The sequence below is a fragment of the Glycomyces sp. NRRL B-16210 genome, from assembly GCF_000719515.1.
Taxonomy (GTDB): domain Bacteria; phylum Actinomycetota; class Actinomycetes; order Mycobacteriales; family Micromonosporaceae; genus Glycomyces.
The window spans coordinates 72,128-93,387 of sequence record NZ_JOGR01000015.1; the positions used below are offsets into that span (position 1 = coordinate 72,128).

Genomic DNA, 21,260 nt, shown 5'->3' on the forward strand with positions numbered 1-21,260 from the left:
CCGCAAGGGGTCCGGACGGGGCGCTAGACGCCCGCGTAGGAGTGGAGCCCGTTGAAGACGAGGTTCACCGCGGTGAGGTTGAAGACCATGACCGCGTAGCCGGCGATGGCGATCCACGGGGCGTTCGCCTTGGCGCCCTTGCCGGAGACGCGGGCGTGGAGGTAGGCGGCGTAGACGACCCAGGCGATGAAGGCCCAGACCTCCTTGGGGTCCCAGGCCCAGTAGCGGCCCCACGCGAAGTGGGCCCAGACCGAGCCGGCGAAGATGCCGAAGGTCAGCAGCGGGAACGCAAAGACGTGGATCTTGAAGGTGAGGCGCTCCAGGACGGTGGCGTCGGGGAGGCGCTCGGCGACGTTGAGCGGGAAGCGGATCGCCTTGCCGTCGGAGACCTGGCGGTCGTAGCGGCGTTTGAGCAGGTGCAGGATCGCGAAGACGCAACCGATGAGGAGGACGCCGGAGGCGGCGATGGCGGCGGTGACGTGGATGATGATCCAGTAGGAGTCCAGGGCCGGGACGAGCGGTCCGGCCTCGGTGTAGACGCGGACCGAGGTGCCCAGGACCATCGTCACGGCGAAGGTGGCGAACAGGCCGAGCCGCCTGGGCACGTTGCCGTTCGCGACGAGGACGAGCCAGGTGACCATGCCCGCGAGGGCCACGCCCACGGTGTACTCGAACATGTTGCCCCACGGCCACCGTCCGGTGTAGACGACGCGGGTGATGATGCTGGCGGCGAGCGCGACGGTGCCGAGGTAGGTGAGGACGAGCCCGAGGCCGCCGGCGCCGCGGGCGGCGGCGGGGCTGATCGGGGGCTCGGCCGGCGGCTGCCCGCCGGTGCTCTCGGCGGCGTCGGCGCCCGCGGCCACGGCGGCGAGTCGCTTGGCGCGTTTCGGGGCGCGCTTGTCGAAGGCGTACTCGACTGCGTAGGCGAACATCGCGGCGGCGTAGGTGAGGATGGTGGCGACGAACAGCGCGTTCGCCGCTTGGGCACCGGTCATGGCTGGCTCCCGATCGTGTCGTCGGTGTCTTCGGTCTGTCGCGGCTCGTATCCGGGGGCGATCAGGGCGGTGAGCTCGTCGCACTCCTCGTCGAGGCCATCGTAGTCATTGCGGTTGAGTCCGGCGGTCTCGACGGTGCCGTCGGGGTTCCAGCGGACCCAGAAGCGCCTGCGGCGCACCGCGAGCGCGGGCAGGAGTCCGCCGAGGAGGAGCAGCGCGGCGGCGAGGACGACGGGTCCGCCGGGGTCGTGGCGGACCTGGAGGACCGCGTACTGCTCGACGCCGTCGAAGCTGAGGGTCGAGCCGTCCGGCAGTTCGAAGACGTCGCCGAGGCCGATGACCTCGACCTGGTCGTTGACCTGGCGGAGGTCGCCGGAGGCGATCTGGTCGGGGTTGACGGCGTAGACCGATTCGGGCCTGCCGTCGCCGAGGCCGATGTCGCCGGTGTAGGCGGTGAGGGCGAGGACGGGGTTGTCGGCCTCGGGCCGGGTGCCCAGGAGCATCCCGGTCGCGTCGTCGAAGGTGGGGACGAGGATCGCGTCGAAGGCGACTTCGGCGTCCTCGTCGACCGTCCCGGTCTCGGGGTCGACGTTCGCGTCGGGGAATTTGAAGGCGCCCTCGGAGTTCAGTGCCGCGTCCATGGCGAGGAACTCCTGGTGGAGGGTCTGGGTCTGCCCGTAGCGGTCGGTGAAGGTGACGACGGCGGTGTAGCCGTGGCCGATGAGGAAGACGTTGGTGCCGCCGAGGTTCAAGGGGTGGTTGACCTGGAGGTCGTACTGACCGGTGCCGTCGGCGGTCTCGTAGGTGACGTCGGCGTCGTAGGCGGTGGGGCCGCCGTCGGTGAACTCGGCGTCGAAGGCGTTGAGGGTCAGGCAGAACCGGGGGAGGTCGGTCTCGTCGACCCATGCGCCGAGGCCGTACTCGTCGTACTGCTGGAGGTTGTTGCAGTAGGACTTGTCCTCGGAGAGGATCCGGTTGCCGTACCAGCTCATGAGGCTGCCCGCGGCGACGCCGAGGAGCATGAGGATGACGCTGGTGTGGAACAGGAGGTTCCCGGTCTCGCGCAGGTGGCCTTTCTCGGCGGCGATGGTGACGGTGCCGTCCTCGGCCTCGCGCACGGTGGTGCGCCAGCGGCGCTGCTTGAAGACGGCGCGGGCGCGGCCCTGGTTCGCGGCGGCGTCGGCGTCGAGCGCGCGGTGGTAGGGCAGGATCGACATCCGCCGCGGGGCGTCGGGGACCTTGGCGCGCAGGGCTTTCCAGTGGACGCGCAGGCGCGGGACGATGCAGCCGGCGAGGCTGATCATGAGCAGCAGGTAGATCGCGGAGAACCACGGCGAGGTGTAGACGTCGAAGGCCCACAGGCGGTCGAGCCAGGGGGCGAGGTCGGGGTACCGCTCGAAGTACCCGGCGACGTCGACGGAGCTGATGGAGCGCTGGGGGAAGGTCGATCCTGGGATGGCGGCGAGGGCGAGGGCGAGCAGGAGCAGCAGGGCGGTGCGCATGGAGGTGAGCTGGTGCCACCAGCGGCGCGCGAAGGAGCGCAGGCGCCTGGCGGGCCCGGGCTTCTTGCGCGGCGCGGGGTTGCGGGGCGCGGAGGCGAGCGTGGCGGTCACAGGAGGCTCGTCCCGGCGCCGACGGTGGCGCGCAGCCAGTTGGTGAACTCGGTCCACGCGCCGGTGACGAGCATGAGGCCCACGGCGATGAGCATGACGCCGCCGGCGATGGAGATGGCGCGGCCGTGGCGCTTGAGGAAGTCGAGGGCCCCGGCGAGGCGGTGCATCCCTACGGCGAAGAGCACGAAGGGCGCGCCGAGTCCGGCGCAGTAGGCGATCATGAGGCCGACGCCGCGGCCGGTGCCGTCCTGGATGACCGCGAGGCTGGTGATGGCGGCGAGGACCGGTGAGGTGCAGGGGATCCAGGAGAGGGCGAAGACCGCGCCGAAGAGCGGGGCCCCTGCGAGGCCGACGGCGGGGCGCCATTTGGGGGCGTAGCCGCCGCGGGCGGGGATGAGGCCGATGAACATGAGGCCCATGGCGATCATGAAGACCCCGGCGAAGATCTCCAGGGTGGCGATGTTCTGGAGGAGGGCGCGGCCGGCGCTCTGGAGGGCGAAGACCACGGTCGTGTAGACGGCGGTGAATCCGGCGACGAACAGGAGCGCGCCGGTGAGGATGCGCCCGGTGCGGCGGTCGGTCTTCGTGGCGAGCCCGCCTTCGCGGCCGCCTTCGGCGCCCGCGAGTTCGGTGCCGCTGAGTCCGGTCACATAGGACACGTAACCGGGCATGAGCGGGAGGGTGCAGGGGGAGGCGAAGGAGACGAGCCCGGCGAGCGCGGCGACGCCGAAGGCGAGCAGGAGCGGGCCGGAGGCGGCGGCCTCGGCGGGGCTCACTCGGTCGCCTCGCGGGGCGAGCGCTCCGGCGCGGCGGCGTCAGAGGCTGTGTTCGTGTCGAAGGCTGTGCCGGTGTCAAAGGCGGTGTCGGTGTCGGCGTCCGAGGACTCGGCGGAAGCCGCGGCGCCGGTGGCGATCCGGCCGGGGGCGACGGTGCCGTCGGTGGCGGCGTCGGGGACCGGGCTCGCCGGGTAGAGGCGGCGTTTGACGAGCGCGCCGACCGCGAGCGCGCTGACGGCGAAGGTGCCGGCCATGACCGCGCCCTTGGCGGCCTTGCGGAAAGCGGTCTTCGACGGGATGGACATCAGCTCTCCAGTGCCTTCTTGATGTCGGCGATGAGGGTCTGGGCGTCGTCGAGTTCGCCGCGCCAGATCGAGAAGACCCGGTGCTCGGCGTCGATGACGATCGTCGCGGGGATGTCGTTCGGGGAGAGCCCGTAGTCGATGAACTGGTCGGCGACGCGGCCGGCCTCGTCGTTGATCGAGGGGTACTCCACGTTCCAGCGCCGTTCGAAGGCGCGGGCGGCGTCGCCGGTGTCGCGGATGTTGACGCCGAGGAACTGCACGTTCCGGTCGGCGAACTCGGCGTCGGCCTCGACGAGGGCGGGCGCTTCGGCGACGCACGGGGGGCACCAGGAGCCCCAGAAGTTGACGACGAGGACCGATCCGGCCCAGTCGTCGGTGTCGACGGCGGTGCCGTCGAGGGCGGTGCCGGTGAGGCGGGGGGCCTCGAAGCGGTCCTCTGGGTCTTCCCAGCGGTAGTTGGAGCCGTCGCCGGAGACGTAGCGGTCGCGGTTGATCTCGTTGACGCGGCCCGCGTCGGCGCCGCCTGCGTCGGAGCACGCCGCGAGGGCCAGCAGCGGCAGCGCCGCCAGCATCGTCCTCCGCCGCAGCGCCACGGTCAGGCGCCCTTGGCCTTCCGGGCGGACTCGGACTTGAGCACCAGGTGCGCGGCGGGCTCGGAGTACTCGACGCGGGCGAGCGAGGCGCCTTCGTAGACGAAGCTGGTGATCGAGGCGAGCGCGCATTCGCGTTTGCGCGGGTCGTGCCACAGGCGCTTGCGCTCGGCGAACTGGCGGACGGTCCAGATTGGCAGCTGGTGGGAGACGAGGACGGCCTCGCCGCCTTCGGCGGCGGCGCGGGCCTTGTCGATCGACTCCATCATGCGGCGGGCGATGTCGAGGTACGGCTCGCCCCAGGAGGGGGTGAAGGGGTCGCGCAGGCGCCACCAGTACTTGGGGTCGCGCAGGGCGCCGTCGCCGACGCCGACGCGCAGGCCTTCGAAGGAGTTCCCGGCCTCGATGAGGCCGTCGTAGGTGACGGTGTCGAGGCGGTGGGAGGCGGCGACGGGTTCGGCCGTCTCCTGGGCGCGCTGGAGGGGGGAGGCGCCGACGTGGACGACGTCGCGTCCGGCGAGGCGCTCGGCGGCGGCCACGGCCATCTCGCGTCCCAGGTCGGAGAGGTGGAATCCGGGGATGCGTCCGTAGAGGATGCCGTCCGGGTTGTGGACTTCGCCGTGCCGCAGCAGGTGGACGATGGTCTGGGAGCCGCTCATGATCGCACCTTAGCGGCGGCTTCGGCGGCCGGTTGCAGCGCCTGTTCGATGTGTGACAGGGCTTCCTCGTCGATCGCGGCCGAGGTGAACCAGCATTCGAAGGCGCTCGGGGGCAGGTAGACGCCGTGGTCGAGCATGGCGTGGAAGAACGCGCCGTAGGCCTCGGTGTCCTGGCGCTTGGCGCCTTCGAAGTCGGTGACGGGGTCTTCGGTGAAGAACACGGAGAACAGGTTCGAGGGGGCCGAGACGCGGTGGGGGACGCCGGCCTTGGTGAGCGCTTCGGTCGCCAGATCGGCGATCGCGGCGGCGGTCGCGTCGAGGGTGCGGTAGACCTCGGCGTCGCAGGCGCGGAGGGTGGCGAGGCCGGCGGCGACGGCGAGGGGGTTGCCCGAGAGGGTTCCGGCCTGGTAGACGGGGCCGGCGGGGCTGATCCGGTTCATGAGGTCGGCGCGGCCGCCGAAGGCGGCGGCGGGCAGGCCTCCGCCCATGACCTTGCCGTAGGTGTAGAGGTCGGCGGGGGCGGCGAGGCCGCCGGGGCCGACGCGGAAGCCGGTCATGACCTCGTCAGAGATGAGGAGGGCGCCGCGGGCGCGGGCGATCGAGTGGAGTTTCTCGTTGAAGCCGTCGAGGGGCGCGACGGCGCCCATGTTGCCGGGTTGGGCTTCGGTGATGATCGCGGCGATGCGGCCGGGGTGGGCGGCGAAGGCGGCTTCGACGGCGTTCAGGTCGTTGTAGGGGACGACGATGGTGTCGGCCGCCGCGGCGGCGGGGACGCCGGGCGAGTCGGGGTGGCCGAGGGTGGCGACGCCGGAGCCGGCTTCGGCGAGGAAGTAGTCGGCGTGGCCGTGGTAGCAGCCGGCGAACTTGATGATCGCGTCGCGGCCGGTGGCGGCGCGGGCGAGGCGCACGGCGCTCATGGTGGCCTCGGTGCCGGAGGAGACGAGGCGGACCATCTCGCAGGGGGTGCGCTCGACGATGAGTTCGGCGAGTTCGACTTCGGCGAGGGTGGGGGCGCCGTAGGAGGTGCCGCGGGCGGCGGCGTCGTGCAGGGCGCGGACGACGTCGGGGTGGGCGTGGCCGAGGATGAGCGGGCCCCAGGAGCCGACGAGGTCGACGTAGGTGTTGCCGTCGACGTCGGTCATGCGGGCGCCGGAGGCCTCGGCGATGAAGACGGGGTCGCCGCCGACGCCGCGGAAGGCGCGGACGGGCGAGTTGACGCCCCCGGGGATGACCCGGGCGGCGCGCGCGATGGCGGCCGAGGAGGCGGGGCGGTTGGGTGCGGCCTGCGGTTGCCTGTCAGTCACGGGCCCAGCATCGCACACGCCGGGCTCGCAGGCCCGGATCGGCCCGAGCCCCGATGACGGCCATCGCGCCGCTGCGACTCGCGCCGGTGGAGTCGAGCCGCGGCGAAGTGGCCCCGGGGACTCGCGCCATGGTGCGATCGCGCGATGCGGCCTCCCGATTCGGCCGCGGAGTTTTGGCCGCGCCGCGAAACCGCGCCCTCGTATTGTTCGGCCGCGCGATGCGGCCTTCCGGTTGGGCCGTGGAGTTCGACCGCGCTGCGAAACCCGTGCCCTCATGCGCCGTTGTCACATGAGGAGCACTCGCGCGCCGTTGCCCTCCGGCTACGGCCGTCCCAAACCCCCACCCACCCGTAGAGGGGACCGTAGGCCGCAACTTTCCCGCTCGGGTACGACAAAAACCGGGCCTCGCGGCGCACGTGTCACTCGAAAGAGTGCCGTGGCGGCGGCCGCAAGGGCCGCCGCCACGGGCTGCGCTTCAGCGCGGGGTCCTGCCAGGGCCCCGCGCTGAAGCGTTCGTTCCGCGCGCCCGAGCGGTCACCGGTGCGGTCCGAACGCCGTTCGCCGCCACGCCGCCACCAGGCCGGCGCGACCCGCATCGCCCGCTCCGCGTTCGCGAAGCGGCCCGCTCGCCGTCTCCGATCACCGTCCGTGCGCCAGGGGGCCGCAAGTGCTCGCCGATCCCCGAGACCGCCAGGAGCCGTCACCGCCCGCGCCAAGGGATCGCCCCGGCGTGAACGGCTACTCCCAGCGCGCTAGGCCACCGCCCGCAGTCTCGGGCCGTCGAACGGCACCGGGTGGACCAGCCGTTCGGCGAAGCTCGCGGTCACCGCCGCGTGCGGGCTCTCCCGCTCGGCCGCCTCCTGCTCGTCCGGCCCGACCAGCAGCCACCGCAGCGGCGCAGGCACCCGGTACACCGCCTGGTCCATCGAGGGCCGCTCGATGACCACCAACGCGACGTCCACCAGCTCCACCAGCGCCTCCAGGCTCCCGTCCCTCTGGCGGCACAGCTCCAGCACCTCGTCGACCGTCGCCCCCCTCGGGCGCGCGGCCAGTTCGAGCACCACCGCTCGCGCCGGCCCCGAGATCGCCGCGACCGCCCCGTCGACCGCCGCCTTGAACCTGCCGCCGCGCGCGCCGTCGAGCACGCCGACCGGATCGTCGGTGAGCCGTTGCAGCGCCGCCGCCGGCGACGCCAGCGCGGTGACCTCGGCGAGCGCGGCCAGCGCGGGCACGAAGCCCTCGACGGCCACCGCGAGGCGGCGGCAGTCGGCCGCCGTCCACGGCGCGCCGCGCTCCTCGCAGTAGCCGGCGAGGATGGCCGCGCCGTCGTCGGCCGAGGGCAGGCCCAGGGCCCGTTTGGCCTCGCCGGGCAGTTCGAGCGGGCGCACGCCGACGGCGAGGACGGCGAGGTCGGGGCATTCGCTGAGGAGCCGTTCGACGTCGGGTGCGAAGCGGCGGGTGAGGTCGTCGAGGACGAGGAGCGCGTGGGCGCCGCGGAGCCGGTCGATGGCGGTGTCGAGGGCGGGCCGCAGTGCTTCGGGTCGGCGTCCGAGGGCGTTCAGGAGTGCGCCGCCGAGGTCGTCGCCGGCGCGGCAGTACCAGACGCCGCCTTCGTAGAAGGCGAGTCGGCGCCTGGCCCAGGCTTTGGCGACGGTGGTCTTGCCGCAGCCGGTGAGTCCGGTGAGGGTGACGAGCCGGTGTGAGGCGAAGGCGCGGTCGAGTTCGCGGTCCTCCCCCGGTCTGGGGACGGGGGTCTTGAGGTCGGCGGGCAGGTGGTGGGTGAGCGGTCGGACGGGTGGGGGCGGGAAGGCGCTGGGCAGGCCGGGCGCGGTGAGTTGGACGAGTTCGGTGGCGCCGGGTAGGCCGCGCAGTTCGAAGTCGCCGAGGCGGCGGACGTCGGCGGGCGGTAGTCCGGCGGCGTCGGCGCAGGCGGCGGAGGCGAGGATCTGGTCGCCGTGCGCGGCGGAGCAGATGCGGGCGGTGCGGTGGACTTCGGGTGTGGCGTAGCCGCCGGCGGAGGGCCAGGCCTCGCCGGTGTGGAGGCCCATGCGCACGCGGGGTCGCAGGGGTCCGGCACCGGGTCCCTGGTCGGGCCAGTCGGCGGCGCGCAGGGCGGTCTGGATGCCGACTGCGGCGGCGCAGGCGGCGGCGGCGTCGTGGAAGGCGACGAAGAAGGAGTCGCCTTCGGTGTCGATCTCGGTGCCGCCGGTGGCGCGCAGGACCTCGCGGACGAGGGCGCGGTGGCGGTGGAGGACGACGCGGTAGCGCTCGGCGCCGAGGCCGGAGGCCAGTCGTGTGGATCCTTCGATGTCGGTGAACATGAACGTGACGTCGCCGGCCGGCAGTGCGGCCGGTCGGGGTTGGTCGGGCCGGGCTCCGTTGCCGCGGTCCGCGATTCGAATGGCCACATCGGACATTCCGATTCGCTCCGTTCGATCGCCTTTCTGTGTCGCCGCGCTTTCGGATCCGTCTTGCGATCCGGGCGCGGCGCCCCTTTGAGGCAGCGCAAGGTCGGCCGCCGCCGGATTTCCCGATCCGTTGTCCCCGAGGGGCAGGGCAAGGGCGGTCAGTGCGGCGTGCGATGCCGTTGTCGTATCCACGTGTCGATCAACTTTCGTTCAGCCCCCGTATGCCGGGCTGTGGCGCGCTGGTGCGCGGGCACATTGCCCAGCGGCCTCACAGTGTCTCCCCCATCTCAGTCGGTTACCTGACGTGATGGGAACTGGCACTCGGTCTGACTCTGTCTCCCGCCAAGACGCGGTCGTGAGGCCTTGACTCTGCGCGGGTTTGCTCGTGGCAACCACCGATCCGAATGGAGAACGATCTTGGCGGCCGCTGGTGGCGGGCTTTTCAGGAATTGTTGGCGTTCAGGCGTTGCCCCTTGGAAGGAAACTAGGGAATACTCGCTTTCAGCCCGGTATTGCGATCGGACCCGTCTCGGCAGGCGGGATCGGCGCCCCGGCCGGACCCACCGCCGGCCCCGGCGTCTCGCTCACCGGTCGGCTCGGGCGTGCCATGGGTGCCTACACTGGGTGCTTTGCGTCGGCGCCGCCCGCGCCGGCCCGCGCACCGGCAGTCCGCCCGCAGTGTCCTCGCAGAGCCCGCCTCCGAAGGGGAGAGTCCGCCAGCCGTGAAGCCGCAGAGCCCGACGCCTTCCGAGCCCGGTCCCGCCGAGCAGGGCCCGAACACGCATGGTTCGGCCGAGCACGGCCTGGCCGAGCAGGGTCCCTCCGCGCTGGTTCCGCCCGTGCAAGGTCCGGCCGCGCAGGTTCCGACCGTGCAGAGCCCGGCGCTGCCGGTGCTCACCTTGCACGGCCGGCCCGCTCACGCGCGTCCGAGCCTCCTCCGCCGCCTCGCGGCACTGCCGTGGCGCGCCCTCAAGGCCTGCGGCCGGGGCGTGCGAGCGGTCGTGCGGGGCCTGCGGGCCCCGGCCGGGCGCCTCGGCGTCCAGGTCGCGATCACGGCCCTGGCCCTGGCCGCGACCCTCGCGGCCGGCTGGTTCCTGGTGCCCGAGGCGGGCCCGGCCTGGTCCTTCGGCACCGAGCCGAGCCCCGAGCCCGAGGAGGCCCCGCTCGTGCTCGCCCCCGAGGAGGCCCCCGCCGCCGGGCTCCCGGCCCAGACCGACCCGGTCGAGGACGACTCCACCGGCGAGCCGACCGAGGCGCCGACCACGGGCGCCGCGGCCGACCTCGACTCGTGGGCGAGGGGCCTGACGCACCTGGGCATCTCCGAGCGGGCCCTGATCGCCTACGGCCGGGCCGAGCTGCTCTCGGACTTCCAGAACCCCGGCTGCAACCTGTCGTGGACGACCCTCGCCGGGATCGGCGCCACCGAGTCCAACCACGGCACCACCGGCGGCAACCGCCTCCGGCCCGACGGCACGACCCTGACCCCGATCATCGGAGCCGAGTACCAGGAGAAGGGACCGATGCAGTTCCTCGACACGACCTGGGAGGCGTGGAAGGCCGACGGCAACGGCGACGGCGTCTTCGACCCGCACAACATCGACGACGCCACCACGGCGGCGGCGAACTACCTGTGCGCGGGCGGGCGCGACCTGACCCGGCCGGCCGACTGGTACGCGGCAGTCCACAGCTACAACCCCCGCGACGACTACGTGCAGCAGGTGTTCGACCGCGCCGACGACTACGGCAGGAAGAGCACCGCCTGAGCGGCAACCCACGGCTGCGAGCTGTGAGGTTGGGGTTCCGTTCGGTGACGATTTCGGGTAAGGATAAGAGATGCCCCTGACGCAGCTCGCTCCCGGCGAGATGACCGACGACGACCTCCGCGACTGGTGCTCGGTGCTCAACGACATGACCGCCGCCGACATGCCCGCCGAGCCGCGCTGGCGCACCGACCGGCTCAGCGACTACCTCACCGGCTCCCTGCCCGACGACGAGCGGTTCCTGTTCCTCGACCGGGACGCCGACGGCGACCTGGTCGGCCACGCCAGCCTCATCGTCTTCGGCGGCGAGCGCTCGGGCAACGGCGTGGTCGAGATGTCCACCCGCCCCTCGGCGCGCGGCAAGGGCGTGGGGACGCGCCTGCTGCGGGCGGTCGCCGAATGCGCCAAGGCCAACGGCTGCCGGACCCTGTCGGTCGAGGTCATCGCGACCACGCCCGCGGTCGGCTTCTACGACCGGCACGGCTTCGCCCGCTCGGTGGTCGAGCAGCGCCACCTGCTGCGCTGGGCCGAGATCGACTGGGAGAAGATCGAGCACGCCGCCGGCCGCCTGGCCGCCGGGTACCGCCTCGAGTACCACGCGGGCGGCGTTCCCGACCGCCTCCTGGACTCGTACGCGGACGTGAAGGCCAATCTGCGGTCCAGCCCCGGGAACGTCGCGTTCGTGCCCGAGTGGCGCGGCTCGGCCTACGCACCGGCCCTGCGCGAGTCCTTCGCGACCCTCGCGCGGCGCGGGATGCGCTCGCACATCGCCGTGGCCGTCAGCGAGCCCTACGGGAACGTCGTGGGCCTGACCGAGCTGGTCGTCTCGGCACAGCGGCCCACCCGCGCCGACCAGTACGACACCGTCGTCGCCCCCGAGCACCGCTCCTACGGCCTGGCGATGTCCATGAAGGCCCGGCTGCTGACCGAACTGCGCCGCGCCGAACCGCAGCTCGTCGACGTCCAGACGTGGACGCTGGAGGCCGCCGACGACGTCCGCTGGATCAACGGCGAGCTCGGCTTCGCCCACGACGTCGACTGGTACGACTACGAAGCCGACATCGACAAGCTCCTCGCCCGCCTCTCCCGACGCGGCTGAACCCCGCTCCCCCACCCGCCGAGCGGCTTGCGCCGCAACCGGACCGGCCGAATCCGCGGCAGCCGCAACTCCCCGTGTTCGCGAGAACTCACTACACTGGCGCACATGCACCCCCGCCCCCAGTTCGAGGCCGCCGGCACCGAGCGGCGCGTCATCGTCGTGGGCGACAACGGTCTGACGCTGCGGTTCATCAAGAACCTCATCGACCGCTTCTCCTTCCGCGTCATCGCCGTCATCCCCAAAGGGCCCGGCGGCCAGCGCGACGAGATCCGCCGCGAGTCCCAGGAGAACCGGAACCTGCGCGTCCTGGAGGCGCACCGGGTCACCGCCGAGACCGTCCGCGAAGCGGGCCTGACCGACGCCTACGCGGTGGCCCTGATGGACCAGAACGACGTCGGCAACCTGCACCTGGCGCTCAAGATCCGCGAGATGTCGCACTACCTGGGCGACGAGACGCTGCCGCGGCTGGTCATCCGCATGTACAACAAGGGCCTGCGCGACCACATGCAGAAGCTGCTGGGCGACGACGGCGTGTTCGTCGAGTCCGATGCGGACATGGTCGCCCGCACCTACGCGGCCGCGGCGCTGGAGCAGATCCCGCCGGGCGACATCGACATCTGGGACCGGCGCCTGTACCTCACCCGCACGCACGACCCGAAGGCGCAGGCGCAGTGGGTGGTCGCGGCCGGAAACGGCTTCGGCGTGGACATGATCCCCGACGACGATGACGACGACGAGGCGGTCGTGCGGCTGCTGTGCCTGGAGCCGGAGCAGCGGCGCCGCTGGTTCAAGCCGGTGCCCAGGGCCGCGATGCGGTTCGCGCGCCAGGCCGCGCACACGCTGCGGCGCACGTTCACGAAGTGGCTGTGGATCGCCGTGGCGTTCCTGACGGTGATCATGGCCGGGGGCCTGTACTCGCTGACGCACTACAAGAGCAGCGGGGACACGGCGGTGTCGGGGCTGGGCGACGCGGCGTACGTGCTCGCGCTCATGGCCGGCGGCGGGTTCGACCCGAACACCGGCGAGCCGTGGGAGCTGATGCTCACCCGGGCGGCGGTGGTCCTGTCGGGGGCGCTGCTGGTGCCGCTGCTGACCGGTGCGATCGTGCAGGCGGTGGTCGAGCGGCGGTACGCGCTCGCGGAGGGCCGCATGGTCAAGGCGGTGCGCGACCACGTGATCGTGGTCGGCCTGGGCAACATGGGGACCCGGGTGGTGGAGACACTGCGGGAGCGGCGCATCCCGGTGGTGGCCATCGAGAAGGACCGCAGTGTGGCGGGCATCCACGCGGCCCGCTCGGCGGGCGCGCAGGTGCTCTTGGCGGACGCGAGCCGTCCCGAGACCCTGCGGGAGGCCGAGATCAAGTACTGCCGGTCGCTGGTGGCGATGGCCAAGCAGGACTCGGCGAATCTGGAGACGGCTCTGTCGGGTCTGGAGTGCAAACCGGATCTGCGCACGGTCATGCGGATCTACAATCCCGAGTTCGCCTCGCTGATCCGCCGGAACCTGAACATGGGGCAGCCGGCGCTCCACGAAGGCGCGCAGCATTCCTCGTACAGTGCCCCGCAGGTCGCGGCGGCCTCGTTCGCGGGGGCGCTGACCGACGACGCGATCCTGGAGACGATCCCGGTGCGCGGGCAGATCGCGTACATCGCCGAGGCCGAGGTCGAGACGGGCTCGCGGCTGGACGACGCGCCGGCGCACGAGGCGACGGTCGCCGGCTCGCACCGGCTGCTGGCGGTCAAGCGCGCGAGCGGGCGCGTCAGCTGGAACCCGGACGCGGCCTTCAGGATCGGCTACGGCGACCAGGTGCTTGTCCTGGCGACGCGGCGGGGCCTGGACGAGATCCTCCAGCGCTGCCGAGGCGTTCCGCTGGAGCCGTGAGCGCTGGCCGCCGAGGCGGGGCCGTGCCCGCGTGTGCGTGTGACGCCCTTCGCGGCGTTCCGTGTTCCCTAAGGCTCCCGTGTGCGCGTGTGACGCGCGCCGTCCCCCGGTAGGTGACGCAACTTCCCTCCGGCTCGCTCGTTGAACGGTCGACACATCTCTCGGGAAAGGGGCCGACCGTGGCTGCAAGCGTGCGGAGACCGCGTATCGGACGGGGCGTCGGGGGGCGCCGTCGCCGCAGGATCCTTCTGGCCGCGACGGCGGGGGCGCTGGCGCTCGGCGCGGCGGCCGTGGTGGTCCCCAACGCGTTCGCCGAGGACGACCCGCTGGCGGGCGTCCTGGACGGCTCGGTCCTGACCGGCGCGGTGGACGGCGCGGTCGAGCTCCTGCCGGTGGACGAGTCGCTGCTGGGCCTCATCGACGTCGGCGAGGTCACCGAGCTGGCCGAGTCGCTCACGTACGCGGACGCCTCGGACACGCTGAAGGTCTCCGGGCCCGACGCCGGCTACGTCAAGGTCCACTTCGAGCGGCTGCTGCTGAACGCGGGCGACTACGTGACCGTCTCCAGCCCCGACGGCGCCGAGTCCTACCGGTACGAGGAGTCCTTGATCGACCAGTGGGCGACCTCGATCACCGGCGACACCGCGATCGTGCGGCTGCACAAGGGGCCCGAGAGCGTCGCCTCGTCCGCGCTGGGCGCGGTGATCGACAAGGCCGCGTACGGTTTCGCGCCCGAGGTCGTGGACGACATGGCGCAGGAGCGCGCGGCGCAGGCGCGGCCGGAGGAGAGCATCTGCGGCGGGGACGAGAAGCGGGCCTCGGCGTGCTACCGGACCTCCTATCCGGACGTGGTCGACCGCGCCAGGCCGGTGGCGCGGCTGCTCATCGACGGGAAGGTGCTGTGCACCGCGTTCCGCGTCGGCGAGGACAACCGGATGCTGACCAACCACCACTGCTTCTCCGAGACGCGGCAGGCCGAGCAGACCGAGGTGTGGTTCGGGTACGACTGCATCGCGTGCGGGGCGAACATCGCGAACATCCCGGTGAAGGTGCACGGCTCGAAGGTCCTGGCGACCTCGAAGCCCTTGGACTACACGCTGTTCACGCTGAAGGACTTCGAGCGGGTCGAGAAGTTCGGGTACCTGGAGCTGGCCGACGAGGCGCCCGCGCGCGGCGAGGCGATCTACATCCCGCAGCACCCGGCGGGGCGCCCGACCGAGATCGCGATGCACTCCTCGGTGGACGGCGGCAACTGCGTGGTCAAGCACGCCACCTACGACGGGTACATCGCCGGCAGCGATGTCTCGTACTTCTGCGACACCGAGTTCGGGTCCTCGGGCTCGCCGGTGCTGTCGCGCAACACGCACAAGGTGGTTGCCCTGCACCACTTCGGCGGCTGCCCGAACTCGGGCGTGAACGCCCAGCTCATCAAGGCCGAGATTGGACGCCTCATCTGAACTGATCCCACTGACGAGTCCGGCCCGCCGCTGCGATGCAGCGGCGGGCCGGACTCGTCAGTGCGTGTGCGGGCGTTGTATCCGAAGCGCCGCACCGTATCCAAGACGCCGCAGCGAATCGGAGGCGCCGAGACGTCCGTCTACTTGGGAGTGATCTGGAGTTCGGCGACGATCGTCGAGAAATGCGAGCGGATGCGGTCGTCGGTCGGGTCGTCCTCGGGCGTCCAGTGCACCGACATCCGCTCGTACAGCGTGTCGCGCTGCGCCGGAACGCGATCGGCGGTGCGGATGAGCTCGATCAGCTCCGACAGGCGCGAGCGGTGCCGCGCGCCCGCCGAGGAGATCACGTTCTCCTCCAGCATGATCGAACCCAGGTCGTCCACGCCCAGGTGCATGCTCAACTGGCCCGAGGCCTTGCCCGTGGTCAGCCACGAGGACTGGAGGTGCTTGACGTTGTGGAAGAACAGCCGCGCGGTCGCCAGCAGCCGCAGGTACTCCAGTGTCGTCGCCTGCGTGCGGCCCTTGAGGTGGTTGTTCTCCGGCTGGTACGTCCACGGGATGAACGACCGGAACCCGCCGGTGCGGTCCTGCACGTCGCGGATCATCCGCAGGTGCTCGATCCGCTCGGCCGCGGTCTCGCCGGTGCCCATCATCATCGTCGCCGTCGACTCCAGGCCCTGCACATGGGCGGCCTCCATGATCTCCAGCCAGCGCTCACCGGACTCCTTGAGCGGCGCCAGCGCCGTCCGCGGGCGCGCCGGGAGCATCTCGGCCCCGGCCCCGGCGATCGAGTCGAGCCCGGCGGCCTTGATGCGCTGGATCGACTCGTCGATCGCCACCCCCGAGACCTTCGACATGTGGGCGATCTCCGAAGGCCCGATCGAGTGGATCACCAGGTCGGGGTATTCGCGCTTGACCGAGGAGAACAGCTCCTCGTAGTACTCGACGCCGAAGTCGGGGTGGTGCCCGCCCTGGAGCATCACCTGCGTGGCGCCCAGGCTCACCGCCTCGCCGCAGCGGCGCAGGACCTCCTCCATCGGGTGCGCCCAGCCCTCCTCGTGCTTGGGGGCGCGGTAGAAGGCGCAGAACTTGCACGCGGTGACGCACACGTTCGTGTAGTTGATGTTGCGGTCGATGAGGTAGGTGACGATGTTGTCGCCGATGAGGCGCCGGCGGGCCGCGTCGGCGGCCTCGGCGAGGGGGTGGAAGGGCGCTTCGGTGTAGAGCAGCAGTGCTTCCTCGGCGCTGATGGCGCCGCCGTCGGCGGCGCGGGCGAGGACATCGTCAATCTCGGCCATGCACGAAGCGTATCGCCGCGAAGGCGCCGGGGACAGTGCGCCCGAGTCGATTGCCTCGTGGGTCTCGCCGCTCAGACGGTGTACAGCTCGGTGTGGATCTCGCCCGCCCCGGCGTTCTCCAGCACTTCCTTGAGGCCCAGGACCATCTCGTAGGGGCCGCAGAGGAACCACTCGTCGATCGCGGCGGCGTCGACGACCGTGTCGAGGAACTCCCCGAGCCGCTCGGGCGTCAGCCGCCCGGTCAGCAGCTCGGTCGCGCCCTCGGTGCGGGTGCGGATGTGGTGCAGGCGCAGCCGGGGGCCGTGGACGCGCTGGAGTTCGCGCAGCTCCTCGGCGAACATCGTGGTGTCCTCGCAGCGGTTGGAGTACAGGAGCGTCACCGTCGCGCCCGCTTCGAGCGCGGCGGTCGCGATCGCGATGATCGGGGTGATGCCCGAGCCGGCGACCACCGACGCGTAGTGGCGGTCGGGGCGGATCTCGGTCCAGAAGTGGCCCAGCGGCGGCAGGACCTCCAGGACGTCCCCGGGATGGAGCTGCCGGTTGGCGTACCCCGAGAAGGTGCCCTTCGGGATCGAGCGGATGCCCAGGCGCAGCGTGCCGTGCTCGGCGAGCTCGCGCGGGGTGGAGGCGAGCGAGTAGGAGCGGCGCACCTCCGCGCCGTCGGGTTCGTCCCGTTGGAAGGTGAGGTGCTGGCCGGGTTTGAAGTCGAAGGCGGGCCGCAGCGGCTCGGGGACGGCGAGGGTGACCTCGACGGCGTCCTCGGTCAGGGCCCGGACCCGGCTGACGGTGAGCTTGTGCCAGGAGGGCCGGGGTCGGCGCGGCTTCAGCTCGACGGCCACTGCGAGGTCCTTTCGTCGTCTACGGATCGCCGGGGGCGCGGGTCGCGGCGGTTCTTCACGGCTCGCGGTCCTCGCCGCTGAAGAACTCGGGACCGCTCGCGGGCAGCGCCGGGATGCGGCCCACGGCGTCCCCTTTCGTGTAACCGGCCGCCCGGGAGGCGAATTCCCGCAGGCCTTCGAGGTGGCGCTCACTGAGGCCGAACTGGAGCCGGTCGAAGTACTCGGCGAGCGCGGCGGGCGGGAACGGCTCCCAGCGGGCCGCGGCGGCGACCACCTCGTCGATCTCCTCGCGGCTGCGGCGCACCGACTCGCGGAAGGCCAGGTGCGCGGCCTTGACGAATCCGGGGTGGGCCTGGGCGTAGTCGCGGCGCACGGCCCAGACGGCGAAGACCATCGGCAGGCCGGTCCAGTCGCGCCACTCGGCGGCGAGGTCGAGCACGTGGAGGCCGCCGGGGTCGTGGTGCACGCGCAGGGCCTCGTCGCCGATGAGGACGGCGGCGTCGGCGCCGTCCAGGGCGCTGGCGGGGTCGGGTGCGGTCACGGTATAGGACGGGGTGCGCCCGTAGCGGTCTTCGAGGAGCATCCGGCCGAGGAGGACGCCGGTGCGGGAGGTGGAGGCGAGGGAGACGCGCGGGGCGGCGGGGAGGTCGGCGAGGGGGGCCTTGGAGACGAGGTTGACGCTGAGGACGGGGCCGTCGGCGGCGACGGCCGGGTCGGGGATGAGGAGCAGGTCGTCGGCGTGGCGCAGGTATTCGACCACGGTGATCGGGCCGATGTCGAGGTCGCCGGCGACGAGGAGGCGGCTGAGCTCGTCGGGGGCGGCGCGGTGCAGGTCCACTTCGAGGAGGGCGCCGGTGCGGGCCAGTCCCCAGTAGATGGGCATGCAGTTGAGGAACGCGATGTGGCCGACCCTGGGGCGCCTTGCGATGTTCACAGCTTCGACCGTAGCCTGTCGCGCGGCAAGGGGAAGGGCCCTCATCCGACCGGCGTCGCCGATATCACCGAACCGGCCCGGGGAGGTGGAGGGGACCGCCGCGCGCGTCTGCGGCATCCCGCACAGGTGCGGACTGGAACCGCCGCGCACATATGCGGCGGGCACCTGGACGCCTGCCGACGGACCCACGCGTCGGCATCGCCGCGCGCATATGCGCCGGGCAGGGCACACCGGCGGTTTCGTCGAGGTGCGCGAGGGATCGCACGAGCGCGGCACCGAGCCGCCGCGCGCGACCGCCTCACGCTCACGAGCAACGACAACCGCGCGGGCCGCCCTCGACACGGCGAAGGGGCGGCGATGCCGCCGCCCCCTCGCGCCTGCCGGCGTCCTTGGTCCCTAACCCCCTGGCCCCTGATCAGGGGCCTTCGGGTTCGTCGAGTTCGACCAGCTCGGTCATGCCGCCGGGTCCGCCGTCCTCGGAGACGAGCGCGACAAGACGTTCGAGGATCCGCTCGTCGTCGCTCTCCAGGACGATCTCGTCGCCGGACCGCACGTCCAACGTCAGCACTTGCAGGATCGACCTCGCGTCGTACGATTCACCGCCCGGTTTCGCGACCGTGACCTCGCCTTCGGCCTCCGCGGCGGTCTCGACGAACACCGTCGCGGGCCGGGCCTGGATCCCGACCTCCGTGGTCACTTTCACACGGCGTTCGGCCATGCTGCTCACCCTCCCCGTTCGCGCGGGGCTCGGACCGGAGGTCCCTCCCGCGAAGCCAGCGGGCCGCTGAGCGGCCCGTCTGCACAAGGATGGACCGCGACTGGGGACGGCGGGTGTGTTTTCGGCCTATTGCAGCGCGAATCGGTACAGATCGGGAACCGGTGGAGTAAGGGAAGCGCGCAGCAGCGCGCCCGAAGGCGGCCGGGCACCCTCACGGCGCGTCGCGTCGAAACGGACCCGCGAGGCTCACCTCGCGGGACCCACGTCAGTCCTCGGTGGTCTGCTCCGGCTTCGCTCCGTAGACGGTCGGGCGCGGCAGCGGGATGTGCTCGGGCAGGTCCGAGCGTTCGAGGCGGTCCCTGACCTGGGCGCGGCCGGGCTTGAACCCGTCGTCGACCGGCGGCCACGCGGCCGGAGGCGACTGGTGCGCGCCGCCGCGCTTCGTCGAAGGCTCCTCGAACAGGCTGATGTCGGGCGCGTTCACGATCTTCTTGCGCGCCACCTCCAGCTCCGACTTCGGGCCCTCCTGCGGCGGGGTCGGTTCGGCGGCGGGCTCGGCCGCGACCTCCGGGATCGGCTCGATCGGGGCCGCGTCGGAGAACGGGCTGTCGTTGCTCGGGAACGGCGGGCCCGGCTCGGGGTGCGGGACGGGCTCGGGCTGCGGCACCGGATCCGGTTCGGGCTGCGGGACCGGCGGCGCGGGCTCGGGATCGGGCAGCGGCTCGGGCCGGGGCGGCTCAGGGTCCGGCGAGGGCTCGTTCGGGCGCGGCGGCGTCGGCTCGGCGTCCGACAGCGCGAACGCCTCCGGGGCCTCGCCCGCAGCGGACTCGCTCGCGGTCGGTCCTGAGAACTCGGCCGGGTCGGGCTCGGCGGTGCTCGAATCGGTGCTCTCGACGCTCGGCGCGACGGGCTTGTCGCCGGACGCCTCGGCGTCCAGGGCGATCACCGGCTCGGGCAGGTCGTCGACCGTCACGCCGACGGTCTCGGCGAGCTCAGCGGCCTGCTCGGTGGCCTCGCGCAGGTCCGCGCCCGGCGTCGGGGCCTCCACGGCCGCCGCGTCGGCGAGCGCCGCGTTCAAGACCGGTTCGACCACCGTTCCGGCGTCCGAAGGCGCATCGGCCGGCTCGCCGGGGTCCTGGTCGTCTTCCAGCCCGGGGGCCGAGGGCGGTGCGGGCGGCAGCGACTCGCCGGGGACGTCGTCGCCCAGGCCGGCCAGCGCCGACTGCTCCTCGGCGGAGAGTTCGACGTCGTCGCCCACGTCCTCCGGTTCGGGGAGGTCGTCCCACAGGTCGGTGCTCTCGTCGTCCTCGGCCTCGACCGGGGTCGGCGCCGCCGCGGGGGCGCTGGGGGCCTCGGCGAGCGGCAGGTCGAGATCGGGTTCGGCCACGTCGGGCGCGGCGGCGGGCGGGCTCGCGGGAACGTCGGCGAACGGCGCCGCCTCGGGCGCGGGCTGGCGCCTGAGGATCTGGGTGCCGTCGGGAGAGGAGAACTCCCCCGGGTCGGCCGAGGGCACGCTGAAGCCGCCCGGCGGGGCCGCGAAGGGCGCTCCGGTGACGGGCGTGGCGGCGAGCGGCGGTTCGGTGAACGTCGCGTTCGGCACCGGCGGGGCCGTGTATTGGGCGTCGGGCGCGGGCGGCGGGGCCGAGTACTGGCCCTGCGCGGCGGGCGGCGGCGAGACCGGCGGGGCCGTCTGGGGGCCGGCGGCGACCGGCGGCAGCGACTGCGCCGACTGGTGCGGCTGCGGCGCGGCGTACGGCTGCGCGGGCTGCGACGGGGAGGTCGACTGGAACAGCGGCGGCGGGACCGGCGGTGGCGGCACCGAGGGCGGCTGCTGGTAGGCCGGGGCCGAGGGGTACGGCTGCTGCTGGTGGCCCTGCTGGTGCGAGGGCGACTGCGGCGAGGACGGCGGCGGGGCCTGCGGCGGCTGGTACGGGGCCTGGTGGTTCGGCGGCGGGTAGGACGGGACCTGGGCCGAGCCGGAGGCGTACGGCGCGTTCGCGGGCGGCACGGGGCCGCCGTGCGGGGGCACCGGGGCCGAGCCCTGGGGCGGCATTCCCGGCGGGGCCCAGTTCGGGCCCGGCGCGTAGTTGGCTCCGGGGGGCGATCCGGGCGGCGGGTTCGCGCTCGGATTCGGGTACTGCTGCGGGACGGCGGCCTGGCCGTGGTTCTGGCCCGGGCCGTAGCCGTCGGAGGCCCCGGACGGCTGGTAGGCGCCCGGGGGCGCGTAGGTCGGCTCGGGGGGCGCGGCATAGCCGGTGCCACCGGGCGGGGCGTACGTCGGTTCGGGCGGTGCGGCGTAACCGGTGCCGCCAGGGGGCGCATAGGCGGGTTCCGGCGGCGCCGCCTGGCCGGTGCCACCCGGAGGGGCATAGGTGGGCTCCGGCGCCGCGTGACCGGCTCCGCCGGGCGGGGCGTAGGAGGGGACCGCGGCGGCGCCGTAGGCGGGCGGCGCGTACTGCGACTCGGCCGGGAAGCCGCCGATGGGCGGCGGCAGGGGCGCGCCGCACTGCGGGCAGCGGCGCTGGCCCGATGTCAGTCGTTGACCGCAGGAGCTACAGCTTTTTCCGTCCACGGAGGCCTCCTTGGGGCTGGAGCGTCGTCAATCGGGCAACTCAACGACCATC

17 protein-coding genes are annotated in these 21,260 nt (G+C 72.7%); 4 read left to right on the top strand and 13 right to left on the bottom strand.

Annotated elements, in window-relative coordinates; all coding sequences use genetic code 11:
• Window positions 1-23: 23 nt before the first annotated feature.
• The 8 genes from ccsB to IF12_RS24460 all read right to left on the bottom strand — a co-directional run bounded on the left by ccsB (window position 24) and on the right by IF12_RS24460 (window position 8,650).
• Entirely contained in the window at window positions 24-995 is a 972-nt protein-coding gene (gene ccsB / locus IF12_RS0120875; protein WP_030161955.1) for a c-type cytochrome biogenesis protein CcsB, read from the bottom strand.
• Window positions 992-2,608: a cytochrome c biogenesis protein ResB gene (locus IF12_RS0120880; RefSeq protein ID WP_231492667.1), complete on the bottom strand. Its 1,617-nt coding sequence runs from the start codon at window positions 2,606-2,608 to the stop codon at window positions 992-994. The genes ccsB and IF12_RS0120880 overlap by 4 nt, the downstream gene beginning before the upstream one ends.
• Entirely contained in the window at window positions 2,605-3,384 is a 780-nt protein-coding gene (locus IF12_RS0120885) for a cytochrome c biogenesis CcdA family protein (RefSeq protein WP_030161959.1), read from the bottom strand. Before IF12_RS0120885 ends, IF12_RS0120880 begins: the two co-directional genes overlap by 4 nt.
• Complete coding sequence (locus IF12_RS0120890; RefSeq protein ID WP_030161961.1) at window positions 3,381-3,689, bottom strand: hypothetical protein; 309 nt, start codon at window positions 3,687-3,689, stop codon at window positions 3,381-3,383. Before IF12_RS0120890 ends, IF12_RS0120885 begins: the two co-directional genes overlap by 4 nt.
• On the bottom strand, window positions 3,689-4,282 hold the full coding sequence (locus tag IF12_RS23420; protein WP_133884436.1) for a TlpA disulfide reductase family protein: 594 nt from the start codon (window positions 4,280-4,282) through the stop codon (window positions 3,689-3,691). Before IF12_RS23420 ends, IF12_RS0120890 begins: the two co-directional genes overlap by 1 nt.
• Before the next feature lie 2 nt (window positions 4,283-4,284).
• Window positions 4,285-4,938 carry a histidine phosphatase family protein gene (locus IF12_RS0120900; protein WP_030161965.1) on the bottom strand — a complete coding sequence of 218 codons (654 nt, stop codon included), beginning with the start codon at window positions 4,936-4,938 and terminating at the stop codon, window positions 4,285-4,287.
• Window positions 4,935-6,260: a glutamate-1-semialdehyde 2,1-aminomutase gene (gene hemL, locus IF12_RS0120905; RefSeq protein WP_030161967.1), complete on the bottom strand. Its 1,326-nt coding sequence runs from the start codon at window positions 6,258-6,260 to the stop codon at window positions 4,935-4,937. The genes IF12_RS0120900 and hemL overlap by 4 nt, the downstream gene beginning before the upstream one ends.
• A 734-nt stretch (window positions 6,261-6,994) precedes the next feature.
• Window positions 6,995-8,650 carry an adenylate/guanylate cyclase domain-containing protein gene (locus IF12_RS24460; RefSeq protein WP_166659629.1) on the bottom strand — a complete coding sequence of 552 codons (1,656 nt, stop codon included), beginning with the start codon at window positions 8,648-8,650 and terminating at the stop codon, window positions 6,995-6,997.
• A 722-nt stretch (window positions 8,651-9,372) separates the two neighbouring features.
• Here IF12_RS24460 and IF12_RS24465 point away from each other — a divergent pair.
• The 4 genes from IF12_RS24465 to IF12_RS0120930 all read left to right on the top strand — a co-directional run bounded on the left by IF12_RS24465 (window position 9,373) and on the right by IF12_RS0120930 (window position 14,847).
• A complete protein-coding gene (locus IF12_RS24465) occupies window positions 9,373-10,413 on the top strand; it encodes a lytic transglycosylase domain-containing protein (RefSeq protein ID WP_051704701.1) in 1,041 nt (346 codons plus the stop codon).
• Between the two features lie 70 nt (window positions 10,414-10,483).
• On the top strand, window positions 10,484-11,509 hold the full coding sequence (locus IF12_RS0120920; RefSeq protein ID WP_051704702.1) for a GNAT family N-acetyltransferase: 1,026 nt from the start codon (window positions 10,484-10,486) through the stop codon (window positions 11,507-11,509).
• A gap of 105 nt (window positions 11,510-11,614) precedes the next feature.
• Window positions 11,615-13,390 (top strand): TrkA family potassium uptake protein, encoded by a 1,776-nt coding sequence (locus tag IF12_RS0120925; protein WP_030161975.1) that lies wholly within the window; start codon window positions 11,615-11,617, stop codon window positions 13,388-13,390.
• Window positions 13,391-13,581: 191 nt separating this feature from the next.
• Window positions 13,582-14,847 (top strand): serine protease, encoded by a 1,266-nt coding sequence (locus IF12_RS0120930; RefSeq protein ID WP_133884437.1) that lies wholly within the window; start codon window positions 13,582-13,584, stop codon window positions 14,845-14,847.
• A 140-nt stretch (window positions 14,848-14,987) separates the two neighbouring features.
• Here IF12_RS0120930 and mqnC read toward each other — a convergent pair whose 3' ends face one another.
• The 5 genes from mqnC to IF12_RS0120955 form a co-directional block, all read right to left on the bottom strand.
• Window positions 14,988-16,145 carry a cyclic dehypoxanthinyl futalosine synthase gene (gene mqnC / locus IF12_RS0120935; protein WP_030161979.1) on the bottom strand — a complete coding sequence of 386 codons (1,158 nt, stop codon included), beginning with the start codon at window positions 16,143-16,145 and terminating at the stop codon, window positions 14,988-14,990.
• A gap of 71 nt (window positions 16,146-16,216) precedes the next feature.
• A complete protein-coding gene (locus tag IF12_RS0120940; protein ID WP_030161981.1) occupies window positions 16,217-16,984 on the bottom strand; it encodes an FAD-binding oxidoreductase in 768 nt (255 codons plus the stop codon).
• A 55-nt stretch (window positions 16,985-17,039) separates the two neighbouring features.
• The gene (locus IF12_RS0120945) at window positions 17,040-17,963 is read right to left on the bottom strand and encodes a menaquinone biosynthesis protein (protein WP_051704709.1); all 924 of its coding nucleotides are present in this window, start codon (window positions 17,961-17,963) and stop codon (window positions 17,040-17,042) included.
• Window positions 17,964-18,333: 370 nt separating this feature from the next.
• The gene (locus tag IF12_RS0120950) at window positions 18,334-18,636 is read right to left on the bottom strand and encodes an HPr family phosphocarrier protein (protein WP_051704704.1); all 303 of its coding nucleotides are present in this window, start codon (window positions 18,634-18,636) and stop codon (window positions 18,334-18,336) included.
• A 265-nt stretch (window positions 18,637-18,901) separates the two neighbouring features.
• Window positions 18,902-21,208 (bottom strand): zinc ribbon domain-containing protein, encoded by a 2,307-nt coding sequence (locus tag IF12_RS0120955; RefSeq protein ID WP_133884438.1) that lies wholly within the window; start codon window positions 21,206-21,208, stop codon window positions 18,902-18,904.
• Window positions 21,209-21,260: the final 52 nt, after the last annotated feature.

Bases quoted from the DNA above. Each gene is read 5' to 3' on its own strand.
- IF12_RS0120900 (WP_030161965.1), bottom strand. From the start codon at position 4,938: ATGAGCGGCTCCCAGACCATCGTCCACCTGCTGCGGCACGGCGAAGTC.
- ccsB (WP_030161955.1), bottom strand. From the start codon at position 995: ATGACCGGTGCCCAAGCGGCGAACGCGCTGTTCGTCGCCACCATCCTC.
- mqnC (WP_030161979.1), bottom strand. From the start codon at position 16,145: ATGGCCGAGATTGACGATGTCCTCGCCCGCGCCGCCGACGGCGGCGCC.
- IF12_RS0120925 (WP_030161975.1), top strand. From the start codon at position 11,615: ATGCACCCCCGCCCCCAGTTCGAGGCCGCCGGCACCGAGCGGCGCGTC.
- IF12_RS0120945 (WP_051704709.1), bottom strand. From the start codon at position 17,963: ATGAGGGCCCTTCCCCTTGCCGCGCGACAGGCTACGGTCGAAGCTGTG.
- IF12_RS0120920 (WP_051704702.1), top strand. From the start codon at position 10,484: ATGCCCCTGACGCAGCTCGCTCCCGGCGAGATGACCGACGACGACCTC.
- IF12_RS0120950 (WP_051704704.1), bottom strand. From the start codon at position 18,636: ATGGCCGAACGCCGTGTGAAAGTGACCACGGAGGTCGGGATCCAGGCC.
- IF12_RS0120890 (WP_030161961.1), bottom strand. From the start codon at position 3,689: ATGTCCATCCCGTCGAAGACCGCTTTCCGCAAGGCCGCCAAGGGCGCG.